The sequence below is a fragment of the Phenylobacterium sp. genome (assembly GCF_041913825.1).
Taxonomy (GTDB): domain Bacteria; phylum Pseudomonadota; class Alphaproteobacteria; order Caulobacterales; family Caulobacteraceae; genus Phenylobacterium.
The window spans coordinates 1-18,637 of the sequence record NZ_JAYSEO010000011.1 but is presented as its reverse complement, the minus strand read 5'-3'; the positions used below and the strand labels follow the sequence as shown (position 1 = coordinate 18,637).

At 71.8% G+C, this 18,637-nt stretch carries 23 protein-coding genes; 17 read left to right on the top strand and 6 right to left on the bottom strand.

Annotated features, from left to right (window positions below; all coding sequences use genetic code 11):
- The first annotated feature begins 48 nt into the window (after nucleotides 1–48).
- Nucleotides 49–1,230 (top strand): Na+/H+ antiporter NhaA, encoded by a 1,182-nt coding sequence (gene nhaA, locus ACE3Q8_RS10795; RefSeq protein WP_374470289.1) that lies wholly within the window; start codon nucleotides 49–51, stop codon nucleotides 1,228–1,230.
- Here the strand turns inward: nhaA and ACE3Q8_RS10790 are convergent.
- The 3 genes from ACE3Q8_RS10790 to ACE3Q8_RS10780 form a co-directional block, all read right to left on the bottom strand.
- Nucleotides 1,227–2,171, bottom strand: a complete 945-nt coding sequence (locus ACE3Q8_RS10790; RefSeq protein WP_374470288.1) for an alpha/beta hydrolase — start codon at nucleotides 2,169–2,171, stop codon at nucleotides 1,227–1,229. The two genes, nhaA and ACE3Q8_RS10790, sit on opposite strands and share 4 nt — an antisense overlap.
- A 61-nt stretch (nucleotides 2,172–2,232) precedes the next feature.
- Nucleotides 2,233–3,666 carry an aldehyde dehydrogenase family protein gene (locus tag ACE3Q8_RS10785; RefSeq protein WP_374470287.1) on the bottom strand — a complete coding sequence of 478 codons (1,434 nt, stop codon included), beginning with the start codon at nucleotides 3,664–3,666 and terminating at the stop codon, nucleotides 2,233–2,235.
- A 112-nt stretch (nucleotides 3,667–3,778) separates the two neighbouring features.
- Nucleotides 3,779–4,711 carry an SMP-30/gluconolactonase/LRE family protein gene (locus ACE3Q8_RS10780; protein ID WP_374470286.1) on the bottom strand — a complete coding sequence of 311 codons (933 nt, stop codon included), beginning with the start codon at nucleotides 4,709–4,711 and terminating at the stop codon, nucleotides 3,779–3,781.
- Between the two features lie 218 nt (nucleotides 4,712–4,929).
- Here ACE3Q8_RS10780 and ACE3Q8_RS10775 point away from each other — a divergent pair, with 218 nt between their 5' ends.
- The 7 genes from ACE3Q8_RS10775 (at nucleotide 4,930) to ACE3Q8_RS10745 (ending at nucleotide 9,614) form a co-directional block, all read left to right on the top strand.
- Nucleotides 4,930–5,667, top strand: coding sequence for an SDR family oxidoreductase (locus ACE3Q8_RS10775; RefSeq protein WP_374470285.1), 738 nt, complete (start codon nucleotides 4,930–4,932; stop codon nucleotides 5,665–5,667).
- Between the two features lie 72 nt (nucleotides 5,668–5,739).
- A complete protein-coding gene (gene folB / locus ACE3Q8_RS10770) occupies nucleotides 5,740–6,087 on the top strand; it encodes a dihydroneopterin aldolase (protein WP_374470284.1) in 348 nt (115 codons plus the stop codon).
- A gap of 68 nt (nucleotides 6,088–6,155) precedes the next feature.
- Complete coding sequence (locus ACE3Q8_RS10765; protein ID WP_374470283.1) at nucleotides 6,156–6,551, top strand: DUF4870 family protein; 396 nt, start codon at nucleotides 6,156–6,158, stop codon at nucleotides 6,549–6,551.
- Nucleotides 6,552–6,568: 17 nt separating this feature from the next.
- Complete coding sequence (locus tag ACE3Q8_RS10760) at nucleotides 6,569–7,060, top strand: MarR family transcriptional regulator (protein ID WP_374470282.1); 492 nt, start codon at nucleotides 6,569–6,571, stop codon at nucleotides 7,058–7,060.
- 2 nt (nucleotides 7,061–7,062) lie between these two features.
- A complete protein-coding gene (locus ACE3Q8_RS10755; protein ID WP_374470437.1) occupies nucleotides 7,063–7,764 on the top strand; it encodes a response regulator in 702 nt (233 codons plus the stop codon).
- Nucleotides 7,764–9,125, top strand: a complete 1,362-nt coding sequence (locus ACE3Q8_RS10750; RefSeq protein WP_374470281.1) for an ATP-binding protein — start codon at nucleotides 7,764–7,766, stop codon at nucleotides 9,123–9,125. Before ACE3Q8_RS10755 ends, ACE3Q8_RS10750 begins: the two co-directional genes overlap by 1 nt.
- Before the next feature lie 60 nt (nucleotides 9,126–9,185).
- Nucleotides 9,186–9,614 (top strand): DUF2147 domain-containing protein, encoded by a 429-nt coding sequence (locus ACE3Q8_RS10745; protein ID WP_374470280.1) that lies wholly within the window; start codon nucleotides 9,186–9,188, stop codon nucleotides 9,612–9,614.
- Here the strand turns inward: ACE3Q8_RS10745 and proC are convergent.
- The 3 genes from proC to ACE3Q8_RS10730 all read right to left on the bottom strand — a co-directional run bounded on the left by proC (nucleotide 9,611) and on the right by ACE3Q8_RS10730 (nucleotide 11,379).
- Entirely contained in the window at nucleotides 9,611–10,405 is a 795-nt protein-coding gene (gene proC, locus ACE3Q8_RS10740) for a pyrroline-5-carboxylate reductase (RefSeq protein WP_374470436.1), read from the bottom strand. The two genes, ACE3Q8_RS10745 and proC, sit on opposite strands and share 4 nt — an antisense overlap.
- Nucleotides 10,406–10,453: 48 nt before the next feature.
- On the bottom strand, nucleotides 10,454–10,957 hold the full coding sequence (locus ACE3Q8_RS10735; protein WP_374470279.1) for a YbjN domain-containing protein: 504 nt from the start codon (nucleotides 10,955–10,957) through the stop codon (nucleotides 10,454–10,456).
- 161 nt (nucleotides 10,958–11,118) lie between these two features.
- Nucleotides 11,119–11,379, bottom strand: a complete 261-nt coding sequence (locus ACE3Q8_RS10730; RefSeq protein WP_374470278.1) for an accessory factor UbiK family protein — start codon at nucleotides 11,377–11,379, stop codon at nucleotides 11,119–11,121.
- Nucleotides 11,380–11,499: 120 nt separating this feature from the next.
- Between ACE3Q8_RS10730 and lgt the strand changes: the two genes are divergently transcribed.
- The 9 genes from lgt to ACE3Q8_RS10685 all read left to right on the top strand — a co-directional run.
- Nucleotides 11,500–12,372 (top strand): prolipoprotein diacylglyceryl transferase, encoded by an 873-nt coding sequence (gene lgt, locus ACE3Q8_RS10725; RefSeq protein WP_374470277.1) that lies wholly within the window; start codon nucleotides 11,500–11,502, stop codon nucleotides 12,370–12,372.
- Nucleotides 12,359–13,411: a class I SAM-dependent methyltransferase gene (locus ACE3Q8_RS10720; RefSeq protein WP_374470276.1), complete on the top strand. Its 1,053-nt coding sequence runs from the start codon at nucleotides 12,359–12,361 to the stop codon at nucleotides 13,409–13,411. The genes lgt and ACE3Q8_RS10720 overlap by 14 nt, the downstream gene beginning before the upstream one ends.
- A 10-nt stretch (nucleotides 13,412–13,421) precedes the next feature.
- Nucleotides 13,422–14,198 carry a peptidoglycan editing factor PgeF gene (gene pgeF / locus ACE3Q8_RS10715; RefSeq protein ID WP_374470435.1) on the top strand — a complete coding sequence of 259 codons (777 nt, stop codon included), beginning with the start codon at nucleotides 13,422–13,424 and terminating at the stop codon, nucleotides 14,196–14,198.
- 66 nt (nucleotides 14,199–14,264) lie between these two features.
- Complete coding sequence (locus ACE3Q8_RS10710) at nucleotides 14,265–15,200, top strand: ribose-phosphate pyrophosphokinase (protein ID WP_374470275.1); 936 nt, start codon at nucleotides 14,265–14,267, stop codon at nucleotides 15,198–15,200.
- A 124-nt stretch (nucleotides 15,201–15,324) separates the two neighbouring features.
- Nucleotides 15,325–16,362, top strand: coding sequence for a hypothetical protein (locus tag ACE3Q8_RS10705; protein ID WP_374470274.1), 1,038 nt, complete (start codon nucleotides 15,325–15,327; stop codon nucleotides 16,360–16,362).
- Nucleotides 16,363–16,505: 143 nt separating this feature from the next.
- Nucleotides 16,506–17,120 (top strand): 50S ribosomal protein L25/general stress protein Ctc, encoded by a 615-nt coding sequence (locus ACE3Q8_RS10700; protein ID WP_374470273.1) that lies wholly within the window; start codon nucleotides 16,506–16,508, stop codon nucleotides 17,118–17,120.
- A gap of 30 nt (nucleotides 17,121–17,150) precedes the next feature.
- Nucleotides 17,151–17,768 (top strand): aminoacyl-tRNA hydrolase, encoded by a 618-nt coding sequence (pth, locus tag ACE3Q8_RS10695; protein WP_374470272.1) that lies wholly within the window; start codon nucleotides 17,151–17,153, stop codon nucleotides 17,766–17,768.
- 52 nt (nucleotides 17,769–17,820) lie between these two features.
- Complete coding sequence (locus ACE3Q8_RS10690) at nucleotides 17,821–18,270, top strand: hypothetical protein (protein WP_374470271.1); 450 nt, start codon at nucleotides 17,821–17,823, stop codon at nucleotides 18,268–18,270.
- A 92-nt stretch (nucleotides 18,271–18,362) separates the two neighbouring features.
- Nucleotides 18,363–18,637: GTPase (locus ACE3Q8_RS10685; protein ID WP_374470270.1), on the top strand; the 275-nt coding region annotated here is incomplete at its 3' end.

Below are 18,637 nucleotides of genomic sequence, written 5' to 3'. Positions count from 1 at the left end.
GCGGCATCCGGCGTTGGCGCGCCGGCCGGCTGTTGCTAGGCAGGGCTCGTGTCCACCCGCTCGCGACTGGCCTTCCTGAGAACCGAAACCGGCGCGGGCCTGCTCCTCGCCGCCGTGGCGCTGTTCGCCACCGCCTGGGCCAACTCGCCGTGGGCCGGCGGCTACGCCCGGCTGATCGGCGAGACGGTCACCGTGCAGTTCGGTCCGTTCGCCGAGACCATGACCTTGGCCGCCTGGGTCAAGACCGCGCTGATGCCGGTCTTCTTCTTCGTGCTCGGCCTGCAGGTGAAGGACGAGGTGGTCCGCGGCGAGCTTTCCAATCCGCGCCGGCTGGCCCTGCCCCTGCTGGCGGCGGCCGGCGGCGTGGCGGTCCCGGCGGCGATCTACCTGGCCATCAACGCCGGCGAGGGTGGCGTCGCCCAGGGCTGGCCCACGGCGGCGGCCACGGACATCGCCGCGGCCCTGGCGGTGCTGGCGGTGGCCGGGCCGAGATTGCCGCCGATGCTGCGGGTCTTCCTGCTCACCGTGACCCTCGTGGACCTGGTGGCGGCCGTGCTGCTGGCCGCCGTGCTGTTCACGGAGGCGCTCCGCCCCTGGATGCTCGGCGGAGCCGTCGCCACCCTGGCGGTGCTGGCCGGCATGTCGCGCTGGCGGACGGCGCCCTACGTCTTCTGGACCGTGGGCTTCATCCTGCTCTGGGGGTTCGTCCTGAAGTCGGGGATCGACACGGCCGTGGCCGGCCTCGCCGCGGCCGCCGTCGTGCCGCTGCGCTCGAAGCGGCCGGGCGGCGCGGGCGTGCTCGACGAGCTGATCGCCGCCCTGCACCCCTACGTGGCCTATTTCGTCCTGCCGCTGTTCGTGCTGACCGCCGCCGGCTTCTCCTTCGCCAATCTGCCGGCGGACGCGCCCACCGCGCCGGTGGCGCTGGGCGTCGGCCTTTCCCTGCTGCTCGGCAAGCAGCTCGGCGTGTTCGGCGCCACAGCACTGGCGATCGGCCTGAAGCTCGCCCGCCGGCCCACAGGCGCGAAGTGGCTGGAGCTCTATGGCGTGGCCGTGCTCTGCGGGATCGGCTTCACCATGAGCCTCTACGTGGGCGAGCTCGCCTTCCCGGCCGGCGACGCGCTCGCGCAGACCAAGGTGCGGCTGGGCGTGCTGGCCGGCTCGCTGGCCTCGGCCCTGCTCGGCTGGGCGGTGCTGGCCTGGTGCAACGCCCGACGGCCGGCGGCCTAGCCGATCTTCGCCTTCAGCGCCTCGGCCGTCTCGCGGGCGGCGGTGGTCACGGCCGGCGAGACGTCGGCCATGATGTAGAAATCGTGCGGCAGGGCCGGGTACTCCACGTGCCGGGCCTCGACGCCCGCCTGCTGCAGGCGCTCGGCGTAGGCGCAGCCCTCGTCCTTCAGGCAGTCGTGCCCGGCGGTGACCACCAGCGCCGGGGCCACGCCGGCCACGTCGCGGGCGTCCAGCGGCGACAGCCGGTGCGCCTCCGGATGCTCCCCGGCGGCGAGGTTCTTCTCGAACCAGCGCATCACCTCGAAGGTCAGGGTCGGGCCGTCCAGGGTGCGGCGGGACTCCGTCTTCCACTCGGCCGTGGTGGCCGGATAGAGCAGGAGCTGGAAGGCGACCTTCCGGGCCGGATCGTCCTTCAGGTCGATGGCCACCGAGGCGGCCAGGTTGCCGCCGGCGGAGTCGCCGCCGACGGCGATGCGGCTCGGGTCCGCGCCGATCTCCGCGGCGTGGTCGAAGGCCCAGCGGACGGCGGCGAGCGCGTCGTCGTGGCCCTTGGGGAATTGGTGCTCCGGCGCCAGCCGGTAGTCCACGGCCATGACCCGGCAGCCGCCCCAGGCGGCCAGCCGGCGGCAGTGGCCGTCGTGGGTCTCGAGGTCGCCGATGGTCCAGCCGCCGCCGTGGAAATAGACCAGCAGGCCGGAGGGGCGGGCGAGGCCGTGCGGCTCGTAGAGGCGGACCGGGATCTCGCCGTGCGGGCCGGGCAGCGCGAAATCGCGGACGTCGAGGTCCCTGGGCGCGTTCTGGTCCTGGCTCTGCCGCTGCATGCGGTAGCCGGCCCGCAGCATCTCGGGCGGGACCTGATCCAGCGGCGGCATCGGATTGGCCTTGAGCAGCGCCGCCTGGGCCTCGAGGAAGGCGCCGAAATCCGGATCGATGACGGCCATGCGCGGCCCTCCCCTAAGAGATGGGGGCCGCCCGGTGGGCGGCCCCTCGTTGTGGCTCGGCTTACTCGGCGGCCTTGGGCGCGTAGCCCATGATCGCCTTCGTCTCCAGGAACTCGTGGAAGGCGTAGTCGCCCCACTCGCGCCCGTTGCCGCTCATCTTGTAGCCGCCGAAGGGGGCGGTCATGTCGCTGGCGCCGTTGATCGACACCTGGCCGGCGCGGATCTGGCGGGCGACCTTGCGGGCCTGCTCCAGGTCGGCGCCGTTCACGTATCCGGCGAGGCCGTACTCGGTGTCGTTGCCGATCGCGATGGCCTGGTCGACGCTCTCGTAGCCCATGATCGACAGGACCGGGCCGAAGATCTCTTCCTTGGCGATGGTCATGTCGCTGGTGACGTTGGCGAACACCGTCGGCTTCACGAAGTGGCCCTTCTCCAGGCCTTCCGGACGGCCCGTGCCGCCGGCCACCAGGGTCGCGCCTTCGTCGATGCCCTTCTGGATCAGCCCCTGGATCTTGTCCCACTGCAGCTTGGAGACCACGGGGCCCAGGTTGAAGTTGCCGTTCGGGTCGCCGACCGTGATCTGCTCGGCGGTGGCCTTGGCGACCGCGGCCGCCTCTTCCATCCGCTGCGACGGGACGAGCATCCGGGTCGGCGCGTTGCAGCTCTGGCCGGAGTTGGTCATCACGTGCTGCACGCCGCGCGCGACGCTCTTCGAGAAGGCGTCGTCGTCGAGCACGATGTTCGGGCTCTTGCCGCCCAGCTCCTGGTGGACCCGCTTGACGGTCGGGGCCGCCGCCTTGGCGACCTCGATGCCGGCGCGGGTGGAGCCGGTGAACGACACCATGTCCACGTCGGGGTGGCTCGACAGCGCCGCGCCAACGCCCGGACCGTCGCCGTGAACGAGGTTGAACACGCCCGCCGGCACGCCGGCCGCATGCATGATCTCGGCGAAGATGTGCCCGCTGAACGGCGCCACTTCCGAGGGCTTCAGCACCATGGTGCAGCCCGTGGCGATGGCCGGGGCCACCTTGCAGGCGATCTGGTTCAGCGGCCAGTTCCAGGGGGTGATGAACGAGCAGACGCCGATCGGCTCCTTCACGATCATCGTCGCGCCGCGGTCTTCCTCGAACTTGAAGTCCTTGAGGATCTGGGCGGCGGTCGCGAGGTGGCCCATGCCGGCCGGGACCTGCGCGCGCTGCGCGAGGCTGGCGGGCGCGCCCATCTCCTCGGTCACCGCGGTGGCCAGGTCGCCGAAGCGCTTCTGGTACTCGGCGAGGATCCGCTGCAGGACCTCCAGGCGCTCCTCGCGGCTGGTCTGCGACCAGCTCTCGAAGGCGCGGCGGGCGGCCTTCACCGCCTTGTCGACGTCGGCGGCCGAGCCCAGCGCAATGCGGCCGACGACCTCTTCCGTGGCCGGGTTCTCGACGTCGAGGGTCTTCATCTCGACCGGATCGACCCATTGGCCGTCGATGTAGAATTTGAGGTATTCGCGCATGAGGCCTCCTGGACCGCTTAGCTTGGCTTTTCCTGCCCCGCCGGGGATCGCCGCCCCGACTTCAAACACTCATTTTAATGATCAGCGATAAGCAGGGAAGAGGGACGCTGGGTCAGCGTTGATGGACGTGCGGCTGGCCGGCCGTGGGCGACCTCGCCTGCAGCACATAATCCGCCCGGATCGAGCCGATGTAGAGGTCCCTCAGATCGGGCCCGCCCCAGGTGACGTTGGTCGGATGGTTGACGATCTTGCCCGACGGGTCGTGGACGACGGTGACCACCTGCAGCCTGGGCGTGATCGCCACCACCCGGTTGGCGGCCGGCAGGCAGACCCAGAGGTTGCCCTCGGCGTCGAAGCCGATGCCGTCGGTGTAGCCGAGGGTCGCCGGATCCGGCGCCGGCCCGCCCGGCTCCATCAGCTCGCCCAGCACGGGGCCGTAGCGGTGGCCGGGCCCCAGCCGCGCGCCCTCGTGGATCTCGAAAGCCAGCACGTCGGCGGCGCTGGTTTGGGCGCAGAACAGTTGCTCCTCGTCGGCCGAGAGCGCCAGGCCATTGGGGAATCTCAGCCCCTCCGCCACGATGGAGGCCGAGCCGTCGGGCCGCAGCACGTAGATGAAGCCGTCGTCGCGGCCGTCCAGCGCCTGGGGCCAGGTCTCCGCGTGGGTGGAGTTGGCGCACCAGATGTTCCCCGCCCGGTCGATGACCGGATAGTTGGAGGAGGTGAGCCGGCGGCCCTCCACCTCGGTGAGCAGCGTCTCGTGCAGGCCGGTCTCCGGATCGAACCGCTGCAGCGGCCCCGGCTCGCGGTCGTAGATCCCGAAGTTGGCGATCACGATCCGCCCCTGGAGGTCCATGTTGATCCCGTTCGGCGCCCCGCCCTTCGGTCCCATCCGCTTGACCGCCCCGCCGGGCAGGATCTCGGCCACGGCGCACTGGTGGTCGGCGGCGAACACCCGGCCGTCGCGGCTCACCACCACGTCCTCCGGCCGGTCGATGCCGAGCGCGATCTTCTCGAAGGCCGACAGAGGGATGGGCGCGAGCGGCATGGCGTTTCCCAAGATCGTCGTTTTCCTGAACCTTGACGGCGCCTTCGCCCGTTGGACAAGCGTCCTTGCGGCCGAGGCGCAGCGTCGCTAAAGCCCGGACGACTGATTTTTCCGGAGCCGCCCCATGATCGGGATCCTCACCGTCGTCATCTTCCTCGTGGTGATGGCCGCGCTGAACATCTTCGAGTTCGGCCGCCTCGACTAAGGAGCCCCGCGACATGGCCAGCCGCGGCGCGGCGCTGATCACCGGCGGCGCACGGCGGATCGGCCGGGCGCTGGTGCGGGCCGCCGCCGAAGCCGGCTACGACGTCGCCATCCACGTCCGCACCGTCGACGACGAGGCGGAGGCCGCCGCCGGCGAGGTCCGCGCCCGCGGCCGCCGGGCGGCCATCGTGGCCTGCGACCTGCGCCAGGAAGGCCGCGCCGTCGCCCTGGTAGGCGAGGCCGAGGGCGAGCTGGGGCCCGTCACCCTCCTGGTCAACTCGGCCAGCGTCTTCGAGGAGGACGCCTTCGCCGACATGAACCGGGCCTCCTGGGACCTTCACCTGGAGACCAACCTGCGCGCGCCGCTGGTGCTGTCGCAGGTGTTCGCCCGCCGCCTGCCGCCCGAACACGACGGCCTGATCGTCAACATCCTGGACCAGCGGGTGCTGAAGCCCACGCCCGAGTTCTTCTCCTATTCGCTCAGCAAGGCGGCGCTGTGGGACGCCACCCGGCTGATGGCCCAGGCGCTCGCGCCGCGGGTGCGGGTGAACGGCATCGGCCCCGGCCCCGTCCTGCCCTCGATCCACCAGGACCAGGCGGCGTTCGACGCCGAGGCGGCGGCGACCCTGATGCGGCGACCGGTGGATCCCACCGAGATCGCCGCCGCCCTCCGCTACCTGATTGACGCGCCATCGGTGACCGGCCAGATGATCGCCGTCGACTCCGGCCAGCACCTGGCCTGGAAGAGCTGAAGCGACGCGCGTATGGCAGCCTCCCCCCGCCCCGAAGATGGCCCGGCGGCCGCGCCGGAGGCCCGTGTCGTCATGACCAAGGTCTTCGTCACCGGCGTCGAGGTGCAGGCCGAGATCGGCGTCTACCGTCACGAGATCGGCCGCCTGCAGCCGCTGATCGTCGACGTGGAGCTGGACGTGCCCACCGCCGGCGCCGAGCGGCTGGCCGACACCCTGAACTACGAGACCCTCCTCGAAGCGGCCCGGAGCGTGGCCGGCGAGGGCCACATCGCGCTGGTGGAGACCTTCGCCGAGCGGCTGGCCCGCCGCTGCCTGGCCGATCCCCGCGTCAGCCGCGCCCGGGTGCGGGTCGAGAAGCCGCTGGCGCTCGCGCCGCACGCCACCGGCGCGGGCGTCGAGATCACCGTGGTGCGCAGCTAGCGGCGGCGACGTTGAATTCTCCCCGCGAAGGGGCACATCATTCCCATGAGCCTTCAAGGAGCGCGGCCATGACCGATCGTCTCGAGTACGGCGCGACCGAGGACCGGACCATGCCGGCCATCGTCTACGCGCTCTATCTGCTGGCGTTCGCCACGGGCGTCACGGTGATCGTCGGCCTGATCCTCGCCTACGCCCAGCAGGGCTCGGCGGGACCCAAGCTGCGCACCCACTACACCTTCCTGATCCGCACCTTCTGGATGGGCATCGCCTGGTGCGTGGCCGGCGGCCTGCTGTTCGTGGTCGGCCTGCCGCTCAGCTTCGTGCTGGTGGGCATCCCGCTGCTGATGCTGAGCTGGGCGATCTGGGCGCTGGTGGGGATCTGGTACGCCATCCGCTGCATCGTCGGCGTCATCTACCTGGCCCGCGACGAGGCCTACCCCCGGCCCTACGCCTGGCTGGCCTGAACGTCCCGGGCGCACGCGTGAACGCTCCCGCCGACCCGCGCCTGATCCTGCGCGAGGACGAGCTCGACGCGGGGGTCGAGCTGCTGATGCTGGCCGAGGCCTCGCTGTGGGCCTCCGTCGACGCCGGCCTGGAGGCCGAGGGCCTGGGCCTCGGCCGATCCCACTGGCGCGCCGCCTTCCTGCTCCGCCGCCGGCCGGGCGTCGGCGTTCAGGAGCTCGCCCACCTGACCAGCCTGTCCAAACAGGCCGCCAGCCGCATCCTGGTCGACCTCGCCGGCAAGGGCCTGGTGGAGAAGACCGCCGGCGATGAGGACGGCCGGCGCCGCAGCGCCGCGCTCACAGACAGGGGCCAGGCGTTCGAGGCGGCGATCACCGAGCGACTGCGCGCCCAGCTCGCCCGCGCCTACCGCACCGCCGGCCTCGACGGGGTGGCGGGCGCGCGGCGCATCCTGGCGGCGCTGGCCGGCGGACGCACACGCAGCCCCGGCGCGGGCGGAGGCATGGCATGACCCTGACCGAGGTCGCCCGCCGGGGGCGCCACCTGCTGATCGTCGACGACGACGACCGGATCCGCGATCTCCTGAAGGAGTATCTCGCCCGCGCCGGCTTCCGGGTGACGGCGGCCAACGGCGGCGCGCCCGCCCGCCGGCTGATCGAGAGCCTCGATTTCGACCTCGCCGTGTTCGACGTGATGATGCCGGGCGAGGACGGTTTCTCGCTCACCCGCTGGCTGCGGGACCAGCGCGGCCCCGCCGGCCGTACGCCCGTGCTGATGCTCACCGCCAAGGGCGAGCCGGGCGACCGGATCGAGGGCCTGAAGCTGGGCGCCGACGACTACCTGCCCAAGCCCTTCGAGCCCGAGGAGCTGCTGCTGCGCATCGAGGCGATCCTGCGCCGGGCGGCCGACAAGCCGAGCGGCGAGGGCCCGCTGTCGCTCGGCCGCTGCGCCTTCGATCCCGACCGCGGCGAGCTCACCTGCGACGGCGAGCCGGTGCGGCTGACCGAGGCCGAGGTCGCCCTCCTGCGCCAGCTCGCCCGCACCCCGCACGAGCCGGTGGACCGGCTGGAGCTCGCCCGCGGCACCGTGGACCCCTCCGGCCGCGCGGTGGACGTGCAGGTCACCCGCCTGCGCCGCAAGATCGAGGACGACCCCAAGGCGCCCCGCTACCTGCAGACGGTCCGCGGCGTGGGCTACCGGCTGGCGCCGGACTGATGCGCCTCGTCCCGTCACGGGTGCTGGCCCGCTGGCTGAAGCGGCAGTTGCCGAAGACGCTCTTCGGCCGCTCGCTGCTGATCATCGTGCTGCCGGTGGCCCTGATGCAGATCGCGGTCACCTACATCTTCTTCGACGCCCACTGGCAGACGGTGACCGCCCGCCTGTCGGAAGGCCTGGCCGGCGACATCGCCTGGGCCGTGGAAAGCTACCACGACGACCCGAGCCCCGAGGCCTTCGCGCGGCTGTCGGAACGGGCCGAGGAGTCCATGGGCCTGTCGGTGGCCTTGCAGCCCGGGCGGCAGCTTCCGGCGCGGCGGCGCGACCCGCCCGCGGCGCTGGAGCCGTTCTTCGCGCCCATCGACCGGTCGCTCGAGCGGGCGCTGGAGGCCCGGCTGGACACGCCCTACTGGTTCGACACGACCCGCTACCCGGCCTACGTGGACGTCCGCGTGGCGGTGCCCGGTGGGGTCATGCGGGTCCTGGCCCCGCGGGAACGGGCCTTCGCCACCCAGGGGCACATCTTCGTGCTCTGGATGACCCTGGCGACCGTCATCCTGACCAGCGTCGCGATCCTGTTCATCCGCAACCAGGTGCGCGCCATCGAGCGGCTGGCCAACGCCGCCGAGGCGTTCGGCCGGGGCGCCGAGGTCCCCTACTTCAAGCCGCACGGCGCCCGCGAGGTCCGCCGCGCGGCCCACGCCTTCATCGACATGAAGGGCCGCATTCAGCGCCACATCGACCAGCGCACCACCCTGCTCGCCGCCGTCAGCCACGACCTGCGCACCCCCCTCACCCGGCTGAAGCTCGAGCTCGCCCTCGCCGAGCCCTCCACCCGCACGGCGGCGATGAAGAAGGACCTCGCCGAGATGGAGCACATGATCGACGAGTACCTCGCCTTCGCCCGCGGCGAGGGCGGCGAGGCCGTCGAGACCGTGCGCCTGCGCGAGCTGCTGGACGAGGTTTCGGAGGGCGCCCGCCGGGCCGGGGCGCAGGTGACGCTGACCGCCGAGCCCGAGCTCACCGCCCGGGTGCGGCCCAACGCCCTGAAGCGGGCGCTGTCCAACCTGGTGATGAACGCCGCCGTCCATGGCGAGCACGTGGAGGTCACCGCCCGCCCCCGCCCGTCCGGCGGCCTGGAGATCGTCGTGGATGACGACGGGCCGGGCATCCCGGCCGAGCAGTACGAGGAGGCGTTCAAGGCCTTCGGCCGGCTGGACGAGAGCCGCAACCAAAACACCAAGGGCGTGGGCCTGGGCCTGGCCATCGCGCGCGACGTGGCCCGCGGCCACGGCGGCGACATCACCCTGGAGGCCTCGCCGCTGGGCGGCCTGCGCGCCGTCGTCCGCCTGCCGGGGTGAGCGCCTTCAGCCGCGGTTAAGCGTTGAGGGGGAAGCCTGCCGCCAATCCGGAGGATCCCCATGCGCCCGCTGATCGCCCTCGCCGCCCTGATGCTGTCCGCCGCGCCCGCGCTCGCCGCCGACCCGGTGGAGGGCGACTGGCTGAGCGAAGGCGGCCGCGCCAAGGTCCGGCTGGCCCCCTGCGGCGCCGAGCGGCTGTGCGGCACGATCCTGTCGCTGAAGGAGCCGAACGATCCCGAGACCGGCTCGCCGCAGAAGGACAAGAACAACCCCGACCCGAAGCTGCGCGCCCGCCCGGTGGTCGGGCTGCAGTTCCTGCGCGACTTCAAGCGCGCCGAGCCCGGCCGCTGGACCGGCGGCAAGATCTACGACCCCGAGAGCGGAAAGACCTACGACTCCAAGCTCAAGCTGAACCCGAACGGAACGCTGAAGCTCGACGGCTGCGTGCTGATGATCTGCCGCGGCCAGACCTGGCGCCGGGCCAGCTAGGCGCCCAGCTCCTTCGAGCGCTTCACGGCGCGGACCACCGCCTCGCGCAGCAGGCTGGGCAGCCCGTCGGCGCCGAGCAGGACGTTGAGCGCCGCCTCGGTGGTGCCGCCGGGCGACGTCACCTGCCGCCGCAGCTCCGCCGGCTCCTCGCCGCTGTCGGCCAGCAGGGCGGCCGCGCCGGTCAGGGTGGAGCGCGCCAGCCGCCGGGCCTCCTTCTCGGGCAGGCCGGCCGCCATGCCCGCGCCCTCCAGGGCCTCCACGAAGGCGTAGAGATAGGCCGGCGCCGAGCCGGAGACGGCGGTGGCGGCGTGCATCAGCCCCTCGTCGGCGAGGTCCACCACCGCGCCCAGCGGCTCGAACAGCGCGTGCGCCCGGGCCAGCGCCGCCGGGTCGTCGGCGTAGAGGCTAGCGGTGCCCTGGCCGATGGCGGCGGCGGTGGTCGGCATCACGCGGGCCACGCAGCGGCCGCCGAACTCCTTGGCGATGTCCTGGGACTTCACGCCCGCGGCCACCGAGACGATCACCGCATCGGCGGCGAGCCAGGGCGCGGTCTCGGCGGCGACGTCGCGCCAGAGCTGCGGCTTCACGCAGAGCAGGACGGTCTTGGCCCGGGCCAGCTCGGCGTCGGGCGGATTGAGCAGCGCGCCCTCGGCCTCGAGGGCCTGGGCCTGCGGGCCGGGCTGCGGGTCGCGGATGACGAGGTCGGTCGGCTGGAAGGCGCCCGCGCGCCGCCAGCCCTCGAGCACCGCGCCGCCCATGCGGCCGGCGCCCAGCATCAGAATGGGCGTGATCATCGCCGCGACCCTAGCGGGGGCCGCGGCGGTGGCAACCCTCGGGCGTCAGGCTTCGCCGACGGTCTCGAACATGCAGGCGGCGATGGCGTCCTGGGGCGACTTGGCGCCGCGGACCAGGAAGTCGAACGCCGGGTAGAAGCGGTCGCCCGCCTCCACCGCCACGTCGATCATGGCGGCCGCCTGGGCCAGGCTCGGCTGCTCGCCCGTCATCAGCGCCATGCCGTGCCGGAAGATGATCTCGCCGTCGTCCCAGAGCTCGAAGTGGCCGAGCCAGCAGCGCGGGTTGATCTGGGCGATGAGCTCCTGGGCCGCCGCGCGCTGCTCCTTGACGACCGTCTGGTCCATCGACAGGCAGAGCTGCAGGCAGTCGGCTTCCGGCCGCCAGGCGAACCAGAGTTCGTAGTCCTTCCAGTCGCCGGCGAGGGCGAAGGCGAGATCCCCGTCTTCTGTACGGTCGAACGGCAGGTTTTCCGCCGTAAGCACATGCTCAACCACGTCCAGGGGATCGTTCCCGAGGAGGACGGTGTCGTCAGACTGGGTGATGTCCATGAGACCCGAGGTCCTTTCGCAAGGGGCGGAGAACGGAGGGCCGCTCCCGAATCGCCTGCGATACTGAAGTTAGTCCGCTTTGCCGCTCGGTCGTCACCACGTTCTTGTGGCCGGCGACCGGCATTCGCGCGAAGAGTTGTGGGTAAGTCAGGGCCTTAACCTTAAGGGATATCTGTCGGCGCGGCCTGCGCCTTGGACTTGCCCTTGGTCGCGCGGAGCGCCTCGACCTCGGCGCGCAGGGCCGCGACCTCGGCTTTCAGGGCCTCGAAGTCGTCGCGGCGCACGAGGTCGAACTCGGCGGCCACGCGGTCGGCCTGGGAGCGGAGCGCGGCCTTCGCCTCCTCGCCGGCCGCCTGGGCGAGGCCCATGGCGGCGGAGGTGAGCTTGGCCATTTCGTCGAGGAACGGGTTCTGGGTCTGCATCTTACGCTCTAGGGGCGGCCAGGATGGACCGCCTGCTCTCCTATATGGCCCCGCGGGGGGTGAAAGCGAAGGGCTGTTCGTCTAAACCCTCCGAACCTGAACGCTGGAGCCGCCCAAACCGTGCCCTTCCCGGATTTCGACCCCGTTCTGGTGCAGATCGGCCCCTTCGCCATCCGCTGGTACGCCCTCGCCTATGTGGCGGGCATTCTGCTGGGCTGGCGCTACGCCGTGGCCCTGGTCCGCGACCGCAGGCTCTGGATCAACCGCCCGCCGCCGGTGACCACCGAGCAGATCGACGACCTGATCCTGTGGGTCACCGTCGGCATCATCGTCGGCGGCCGCCTGGGCCACGTGCTGTTCTACACCCCCGGGATGATCGCCGAGGATCCGCTGCAGATCTTCCAGGTCTGGAAGGGCGGCATGAGCTTCCACGGCGGCGCCATCGGCGTGTTCCTGGCCATGATCGTGTTCGCCTGGCGCAACGGCGTCGACCTGTGGCGCCTGGCCGACGTGGTCTCGCCGGTGGTGCCGATCGGCCTCTTCTTCGGCCGCATCGCCAACTTCATCAACGGCGAGCTCTGGGGCCGCCCCACCGATGCGCCCTGGGGCATCGTCTTCCCGGGCGCCGGGCCCGAGCCGCGCCACCCGAGCCAGCTCTACGAGGCCGCGCTCGAGGGCGTCGCCCTCTTCCTGCTGCTGCTGTGGGCGACCTACGGCGCGAAGCTGCTGAACCGCCGCGGCGTCGTCATGGGCCTGTTCGTCGCCGGCTACGGCCTGATCCGCGTCAGCCTGGAGAACGTCCGCGAGCCAGACGCCTACATGCCGGACTTCCCGCTCGGCCTGACCATGGGGATGATGCTGTCGATCCCGATGATCCTGTTCGGCCTGTGGCTGATCTGGCGCGGGATGCGCGAGCCGCTGCCCCCGCCGCTGCCGGCCGAGGCCCGTGTCCCGGCGCCCGAGGCCAAGCGCGTCGCCGATGAGCCTGCGTGATCGCCTGGCGGCGGAAATCGCCGCCGGCGGGCCCATGAGCGTGGCCCAGTTCATGACCCGGTGCCTGCACGACCCGGCCGACGGGTACTACGCCACGCGCCCCGCCCTGGGCCCCGAGGGCGACTTCGTCACCGCGCCCCTGGTCAGCCAGATGTTCGGCGAGCTGATCGGCGTCTGGGCCGTGGCGGCCTGGCAGATGATGGGCGCACCTGCCCGCGTCCGGCTGGTGGAAATGGGCCCAGGCGACGGGACGCTCATGAGCGACCTGCTGCGCGCCGCCCGCATGGCGCCCGAATTCACCGCCGCCGCCGAGGTCTGGCTGGTGGAGGTCTCCGAACCGCTGAAGGCCAAGCAGCGCCGGCTGCTGGGCGAGGCCGTCCACTGGGTCGGCGCGCTGGCCGACGTGCCCGAGGGCGCGCCGCTGATCCTGGTGGCCAACGAGTTGCTGGACTGCCTGCCGGCCCGCCAGTTCGTCCGCACCGCCACCGGCTGGGCCGAGCAGGTGATCGGCCTCGACGCCGAAGGCGAGCTCGCCTTCGGGCTCGCCAACGCCCCGCAACTGCCGTTCCCGGACGCGCCCGCCGGCGCGGTGTGGGAGCAGTCCGCCGCCCAGGCCGCCCTTGGCGCCGAGCTCGGCTCACGGATCGTGCGCGACGGCGGCGCGGCCCTGCTGATCGACTACGGCCGCGGCGAGCCCGGCTTCGGCGACACCCTGCAGGCGCTCCGCCGGCACGAGAAGGTCGATCCGCTGGCCTGCCCCGGCGAAGCCGACCTCACCGTCCATGCCGATTTTCCCGCCGTGCTCTCCGCCGCTCGGGCGCAGGGCGCCGAGACCGCGCTCCTCACCCAGGGCGAGCTGCTGGCCAGGCTCGGCGTCGGGGAGCGAGCCGAGGCCCTGGTGCGCGCCCGGCCCGAGAAGTCCGCCGTGATCGGCCGGCAGCTCAACCGGCTGGTCGCCGCCGACCAGATGGGCGAGCTCTTCAAGGCCGGCGTCATCCATTCGCCCGGCTGGACGCCCCCCGCCTACGAGGACGCCTGACGTGAACGACCTGACCAAGACGCACCCGCCCGTGATCGCCTCGCCGCTGCTCGACCTGCCGGGCGTGCGGCACGCCTTCTTCACGCGCCAGGGCGGCGTCTCGCAGGGGATCTACGCCAGCCTGAACGTCGGCCTCGGGTCGAAGGACGACCCGGCCGCGGTGAGCGAGAACCGCCGCCGCTGCGCCGCCTGGTTCGGCGCGCAGGAACTGGTCACCGCCTACCAGGTCCACTCCGCCACCGCGCTCGTCGCCGACGGCGCCTGGCCCGCCGGCCCGCCCGAGGCCGACGCGGTGGTCAGCGCCGCGTCCGGCGTGGTCTGCGGCGCGCTGGCGGCCGACTGCGCCCCGGTGCTGATGGCCGACCCGGAGGCCCGGGTGGTGGCCGCCGCCCATGCCGGCTGGAAGGGCGCCCTCACCGGCGTGGTCGAGGCCGCGGTCGCCCGCATGGAGACGCTCGGGGCCCGCCGCGACCGCATTCGCGCCGCCGTCGGGCCCTGCATCGCGCCGCAGTCCTACGAGGTCGGCGTCGAGTTCCTCGAGCGCTTCACCCACTTCGACCGCGCCTACGGGCGGTACTTCGCGGCGGGGGCCAGCCCCGACAAGCGCATGTTCGACCTGCCCGGCTTCGTGCTCGGCCGCCTGCGCGCCGCCGGGGTCGAGCAGGCGGAATGGGTCGGCCACGACACCTGCGCCGACGCCGACCGGTTCTTCTCCAACCGCCGCGCCTTCAAGCAGGGCGAGCCCGACTACGGGCGGCTGCTGTCGGCCATCATGGTTACCGCCTGAGGGATAGACTCGTGCGGTTCCGCTGCTACAAGGCCGGCCCATAGCGACATCGCCGCGGGGGACCTCATGAAGCTGCTGGCCGGCAACTCGAACCGTACCCTGGCCCAGGCGATCGCGGACTACCTCGACGTGCCGCTGACGCGGGCCCAGGTCCGCCGGTTCGCCGACAACGAGGTCTTCGTGACCATCGACGAGAACGTCCGCGGCGAGGACGTCTTCGTCATCCAGTCGACCAGCTACCCGGCCAACGACAACCTGATGGAGCTGCTGATCTGCGTCGATGCGCTGCAGCGCGCTTCGGCCCGCCGGATCACCGCCGTGCTCCCCTACTTCGGCTACGCCCGTCAGGACCGGAAGACCGGCGGCCGCACGCCCATCTCCGCCAAGCTGGTGGCCAACCTGATCACCCGCGCCGGCGCCGACCGGGTCCTGACGATGGATCTGCACGCGGGCCAGATCCAGGGCTTCTTCGACATCCCCACCGACAACCTGCTGCCCGCCCGGCGCATGGCCGACGACATCCACCGGCACTACCGCGGCGGCGCGGACCTGATGATCGTCTCGCCGGACGTGGGCGGGGTGGTGCGGGCCCGCGCGCTGGCCAACCGCCTGGGCGCCGACCTGGCCATCGTCGACAAGCGTCGCTCGGGGCCCGGCCAGAGCGAGGTGATGAACATCATCGGCGACGTCTCCGGCCGCCACTGCATCCTCTACGACGACATCGTCGACTCCGCCGGCACGCTCTGCAACGCCGCCGAGGCGCTGAAGCAAGCCGGGGCCACCGAGGTGTCGGCCTACGTCACCCACGGCGTCCTGTCCGGCGCGGCGGTGGACCGGGTGGGCAAGTCCGTGCTGCGCGAGCTGGTGGTCACGGACTCCATCGAGGCCACGGACATGGTCGCCAAGAGCGACAAGATCCGAATCGTGAGCTGCGCGCCGCTGATCGGGGAGGCGATCCGCCGCATCGCCAACGAAGAGAGCGTGTCGAAACTCTTCGACTGAGGGACTTCCGCGCGGCCGAAAGGCCAAGCTTGCTCAGCAAGAGTTTACCATGTCGGGCCACAATCTCGCCCGCGCTCCGTGTATCTTCGGCTCCACTGATCTTCAGGGGGAAGGCTCTCCGCTCATGACGTTCGCGTTCCGGGTCCGCCGGACCCTGTCCTTTGCCGCCCTGGCGGCCGCCGCGGTGCTCGCCGCGTGCGCCGAGCCGCCGGCCCCGCAAGCCCCGCCGCCGCCTCCGGCGGCCAGCCTGTCGCCCAAGGTCGTCGAGCAGGCCGCGGCCTATCGCGCCTATGTGCTGAAGGCCCAGGCCATTTCGCCGCAGTTCACCAACGGCCAGGCCGTGGCCGAGGGCGTGCGCACCGGCGCCGCCTACGAGCCGCAGCAGATGGTCCGCGGGGCGATCGCCTACGGCGCCGTCGCCGCCATGCAGGACCAGGCCTTCGTGGCCGGCGTCCGCAGCTACGCCATCGACGCCCAGCGCCGCCAGCAGGTGGCCTACGAGATCATGAAGGACCCGGCCTATGTGGTCGGCATCGCCGGCTCGTCCAGCGCCGCGGGCCACGTGATCGCGGCCATCGGCGGCGACGGCCAGAAGCTGCTCGAGCAGGGCCGGATGGTGAAGCAGGCCGCCTACGACGTGCAGCGCTCGTCCTGGTCGAAGGCCGAGGTCGCCGGCCGCGCCGCGCGCCTGACGCTGGCCAAGCAGCTCTCCACTACGCCCGTCCTGCCGGACGTCGGCGAGACCTCCCGCCTTCAGGCGGCCACCGTGGGCGCGCCGGCGCTCGGCCTGGTCGCCCAGCCGGCCACCCCGCCCTACTCGCCCGTGGTCATCCGCGCCATGGCCGTGGCGGCGCTGGCCAACCTCGGCTACGGCGACGACGCGTCGCTGGAGCAGGTCATGCCGCTGCTGGCCGACCCGGCCTCGGCGTCCTGCCTGAACATGTCCAAGCTCAACCTCTACCAGTGCCTCGCCGTCTCCAAGCCGCACTACGAGGACGTCTTCTGCCTCGGCCAGCACGTGCTGATCGATACCGGCAAGTGCCTGATGAAGGGCGCGGGCCTGCCCGAGCCGACCGATGGCCGGATCGCGGTGGCCGCCAGCGTCCCGCCCACGCCGGTGGGCGCCGAGAAGGCGATCGGGACCAGCACCCGCACCCGCTGACGATCGCGTGAAAACAGAGGCCCCGCCCCCGTTGCATGGGGCGGGGCTTTTGTGTATCTACGCGCACCCTATCGACCCCTGGGTCACGGATTTCCGTCGCCGCGCGGGCCTTCGCGCGGCGGCTTTCGTTTTGAGGCAAGGCGATGGCCGACATCATCCTGAACGTTGAAGTGCGCGAGCGCACCGGCACCGGCGGCGCGCGCGAAGCCCGCCGCTCGGGCATGGTCCCGGGCATCCTCTACGGCGGCGACAAGGACCCCGTGGCCATCTCGGTGAAGTCCAACGAGTTCCGCAAGGCGCTCTACACGGGCAAGCTGCTGGGCCACCTGGTGACCCTGAAGTACGGCGACGAGACCCAGCCGGTCATCGCCAAGGCCGTGGACATGCACCCGGTCACCGACGAGCCGTGGCACTTCGACCTCTATCGCGTCGACGCGCACCAGCAGATCAAGATCGAGGTCCCGGTCCACTTCCAGAACCAGGAAGACTCGGTCGGCCTGAAGCGTGGCGGCACCCTGAACATCGCCCTGCACGCCCTGACGGTCGCCTGCGCCGCGGACCACATCCCGGAAGAGATCGTGTTCGACGTCGGCCCGCTCGACATCGGCGCGACCATCCGCGTCTCCGACCTGAAGCTGCCGGCCGGCGTTGAAGCCGCCGTCGACGGCGACACCGTGGTGGCCAGCATCGCCGGCGCCATGGCCGAGGTCCAGGAGACGGCCGAGGGCGGCGAGGCCGCGGAAGGCGCCGAGTCCTAAGCGACGTCGCGCGGTTCCGGCGGGGGCGAGATGCTGCTCATCGCGGGCCTGGGCAATCCGGGCCAGGGCTACGCCAAGAACCGCCACAACATCGGCTTCATGGCCGTTGACGAGATTGCGCGCCGGTGGGGCTTCTCACCGGCGCGTTCTCGTTTTCAGAGCCTGGCTCAGGAGGGCGCCATCGAGACGCCGGAGGGCCCCGTACGCGCCCTGATCCTGAAGCCGCAGACCTACTACAACGAGAGCGGCCGCGCGGTCGGCGAGGCGCTGAAGTTCTTCAAGCTGAAGCCGGCGGACCTCGTGGTCTTCTACGACGAGATCGACCTGGCCCCCGGCCGCTTCCGGATGAAGACGGGCGGCGGCGCGGCCGGCAACAACGGCATCCGCTCGGTCGCCGCCCAGGTCGGCCCCGACTTCCGGCGCGCCCGGCTCGGCACCGGCCACCCCGGCCAGAAGGAGCTGGTGCACGGCCACGTCCTCTCCGATTTCCACAAGGTGGAGATGAAGTGGGTCGAGCCCCTGCTGCAGGCCTGCGCCGACGCCCTCCCCCTGCTGGCGCTGGGCGAGGACGAGAAGTACCAGGCCGAGGTCATGCGCCTGGCGCCCGCCGAGAAGGTCGATCCGAGGAAGGCCGCTCGCGGCGATTGAGCCGCCGCCCTTTCGGGATATGATACCGGTGTCATTTCGTGGAGAGACACCGATGCGGGCCGCTTCCCTCGCCCTCCTGCTGACCGTCCTCGCCTCCCCCGCCCTCGCCGACTCCGTCCCGCCCGACGTGGCCGCGGCGGTGAAGGCGGCCATGCCGCAGATGACCATCACCGAGGCGGAGCTGAAGGAGCGCGACGGCCGCCGCTACTACGACGTGGAGGGCAAGCTCCCGGACGGCGCCGAGATCGAGCTCGACATGCTGCAGACGTCCCGGGGCTGGGAGGTGGTGGAGATCCAGCGCGACATCGCCTGGAGCGCCGCCCCCGCCCCGGTCCGCGCCGCCGCGCCCACCGCCAGGCCGGTGCGGGTGATCGAAAGCCGGCAGACGGACGGCGCCGTGGTCTACGAACTCTTCGCCGAGGGCCAGCCGAAGGACCCCGCCCTCGAGGTCATGTGGAAGGATGGCCAGGCCACGGTCCTCGAGAACCGCTGGCCCCACTGAGGCGGCGATCCGCGCGCGGGACATCGCGCGCTTTGTAGCGGCTTGCCGCCCATGCTAGGTCCGGCGCCTTCGAGAAGGATCTGCACCTACCCATGGCCCTGAAAGTCGCCATCGTCGGCCTGCCCAACGTGGGCAAGTCGACGCTGTTCAACGCGCTCACCCAGACCGCCGCCGCCCAGGCCGCGAACTATCCCTTCTGCACCATCGAGCCGAACACCGGCGACGTGGCCGTGCCCGAGCCGCGCCTCGAGAAGCTGGCGGCGATCATCCCGTCCAAGGAGATCATCCCGGCACGCATGAACTTCGTGGACATCGCCGGCCTGGTGCGCGGCGCGTCCAAGGGCGAGGGCCTGGGCAACCAGTTCCT

Bases quoted from the DNA above. Each gene is read 5' to 3' on its own strand.
- ACE3Q8_RS10790 (WP_374470288.1), bottom strand. From the start codon at position 2,171: ATGGCCGTCATCGATCCGGATTTCGGCGCCTTCCTCGAGGCCCAGGCG.
- ACE3Q8_RS10785 (WP_374470287.1), bottom strand. From the start codon at position 3,666: ATGCGCGAATACCTCAAATTCTACATCGACGGCCAATGGGTCGATCCG.
- ACE3Q8_RS10780 (WP_374470286.1), bottom strand. From the start codon at position 4,711: ATGCCGCTCGCGCCCATCCCTCTGTCGGCCTTCGAGAAGATCGCGCTC.
- ACE3Q8_RS10775 (WP_374470285.1), top strand. From the start codon at position 4,930: ATGGCCAGCCGCGGCGCGGCGCTGATCACCGGCGGCGCACGGCGGATC.
- folB (WP_374470284.1), top strand. From the start codon at position 5,740: ATGACCAAGGTCTTCGTCACCGGCGTCGAGGTGCAGGCCGAGATCGGC.
- ACE3Q8_RS10765 (WP_374470283.1), top strand. From the start codon at position 6,156: ATGACCGATCGTCTCGAGTACGGCGCGACCGAGGACCGGACCATGCCG.
- ACE3Q8_RS10750 (WP_374470281.1), top strand. From the start codon at position 7,764: ATGCGCCTCGTCCCGTCACGGGTGCTGGCCCGCTGGCTGAAGCGGCAG.
- ACE3Q8_RS10745 (WP_374470280.1), top strand. From the start codon at position 9,186: ATGCGCCCGCTGATCGCCCTCGCCGCCCTGATGCTGTCCGCCGCGCCC.
- ACE3Q8_RS10735 (WP_374470279.1), bottom strand. From the start codon at position 10,957: ATGGACATCACCCAGTCTGACGACACCGTCCTCCTCGGGAACGATCCC.
- ACE3Q8_RS10730 (WP_374470278.1), bottom strand. From the start codon at position 11,379: ATGCAGACCCAGAACCCGTTCCTCGACGAAATGGCCAAGCTCACCTCC.
- ACE3Q8_RS10720 (WP_374470276.1), top strand. From the start codon at position 12,359: ATGAGCCTGCGTGATCGCCTGGCGGCGGAAATCGCCGCCGGCGGGCCC.
- ACE3Q8_RS10710 (WP_374470275.1), top strand. From the start codon at position 14,265: ATGAAGCTGCTGGCCGGCAACTCGAACCGTACCCTGGCCCAGGCGATC.
- ACE3Q8_RS10705 (WP_374470274.1), top strand. From the start codon at position 15,325: ATGACGTTCGCGTTCCGGGTCCGCCGGACCCTGTCCTTTGCCGCCCTG.
- ACE3Q8_RS10700 (WP_374470273.1), top strand. From the start codon at position 16,506: ATGGCCGACATCATCCTGAACGTTGAAGTGCGCGAGCGCACCGGCACC.
- pth (WP_374470272.1), top strand. From the start codon at position 17,151: ATGCTGCTCATCGCGGGCCTGGGCAATCCGGGCCAGGGCTACGCCAAG.
- ACE3Q8_RS10690 (WP_374470271.1), top strand. From the start codon at position 17,821: ATGCGGGCCGCTTCCCTCGCCCTCCTGCTGACCGTCCTCGCCTCCCCC.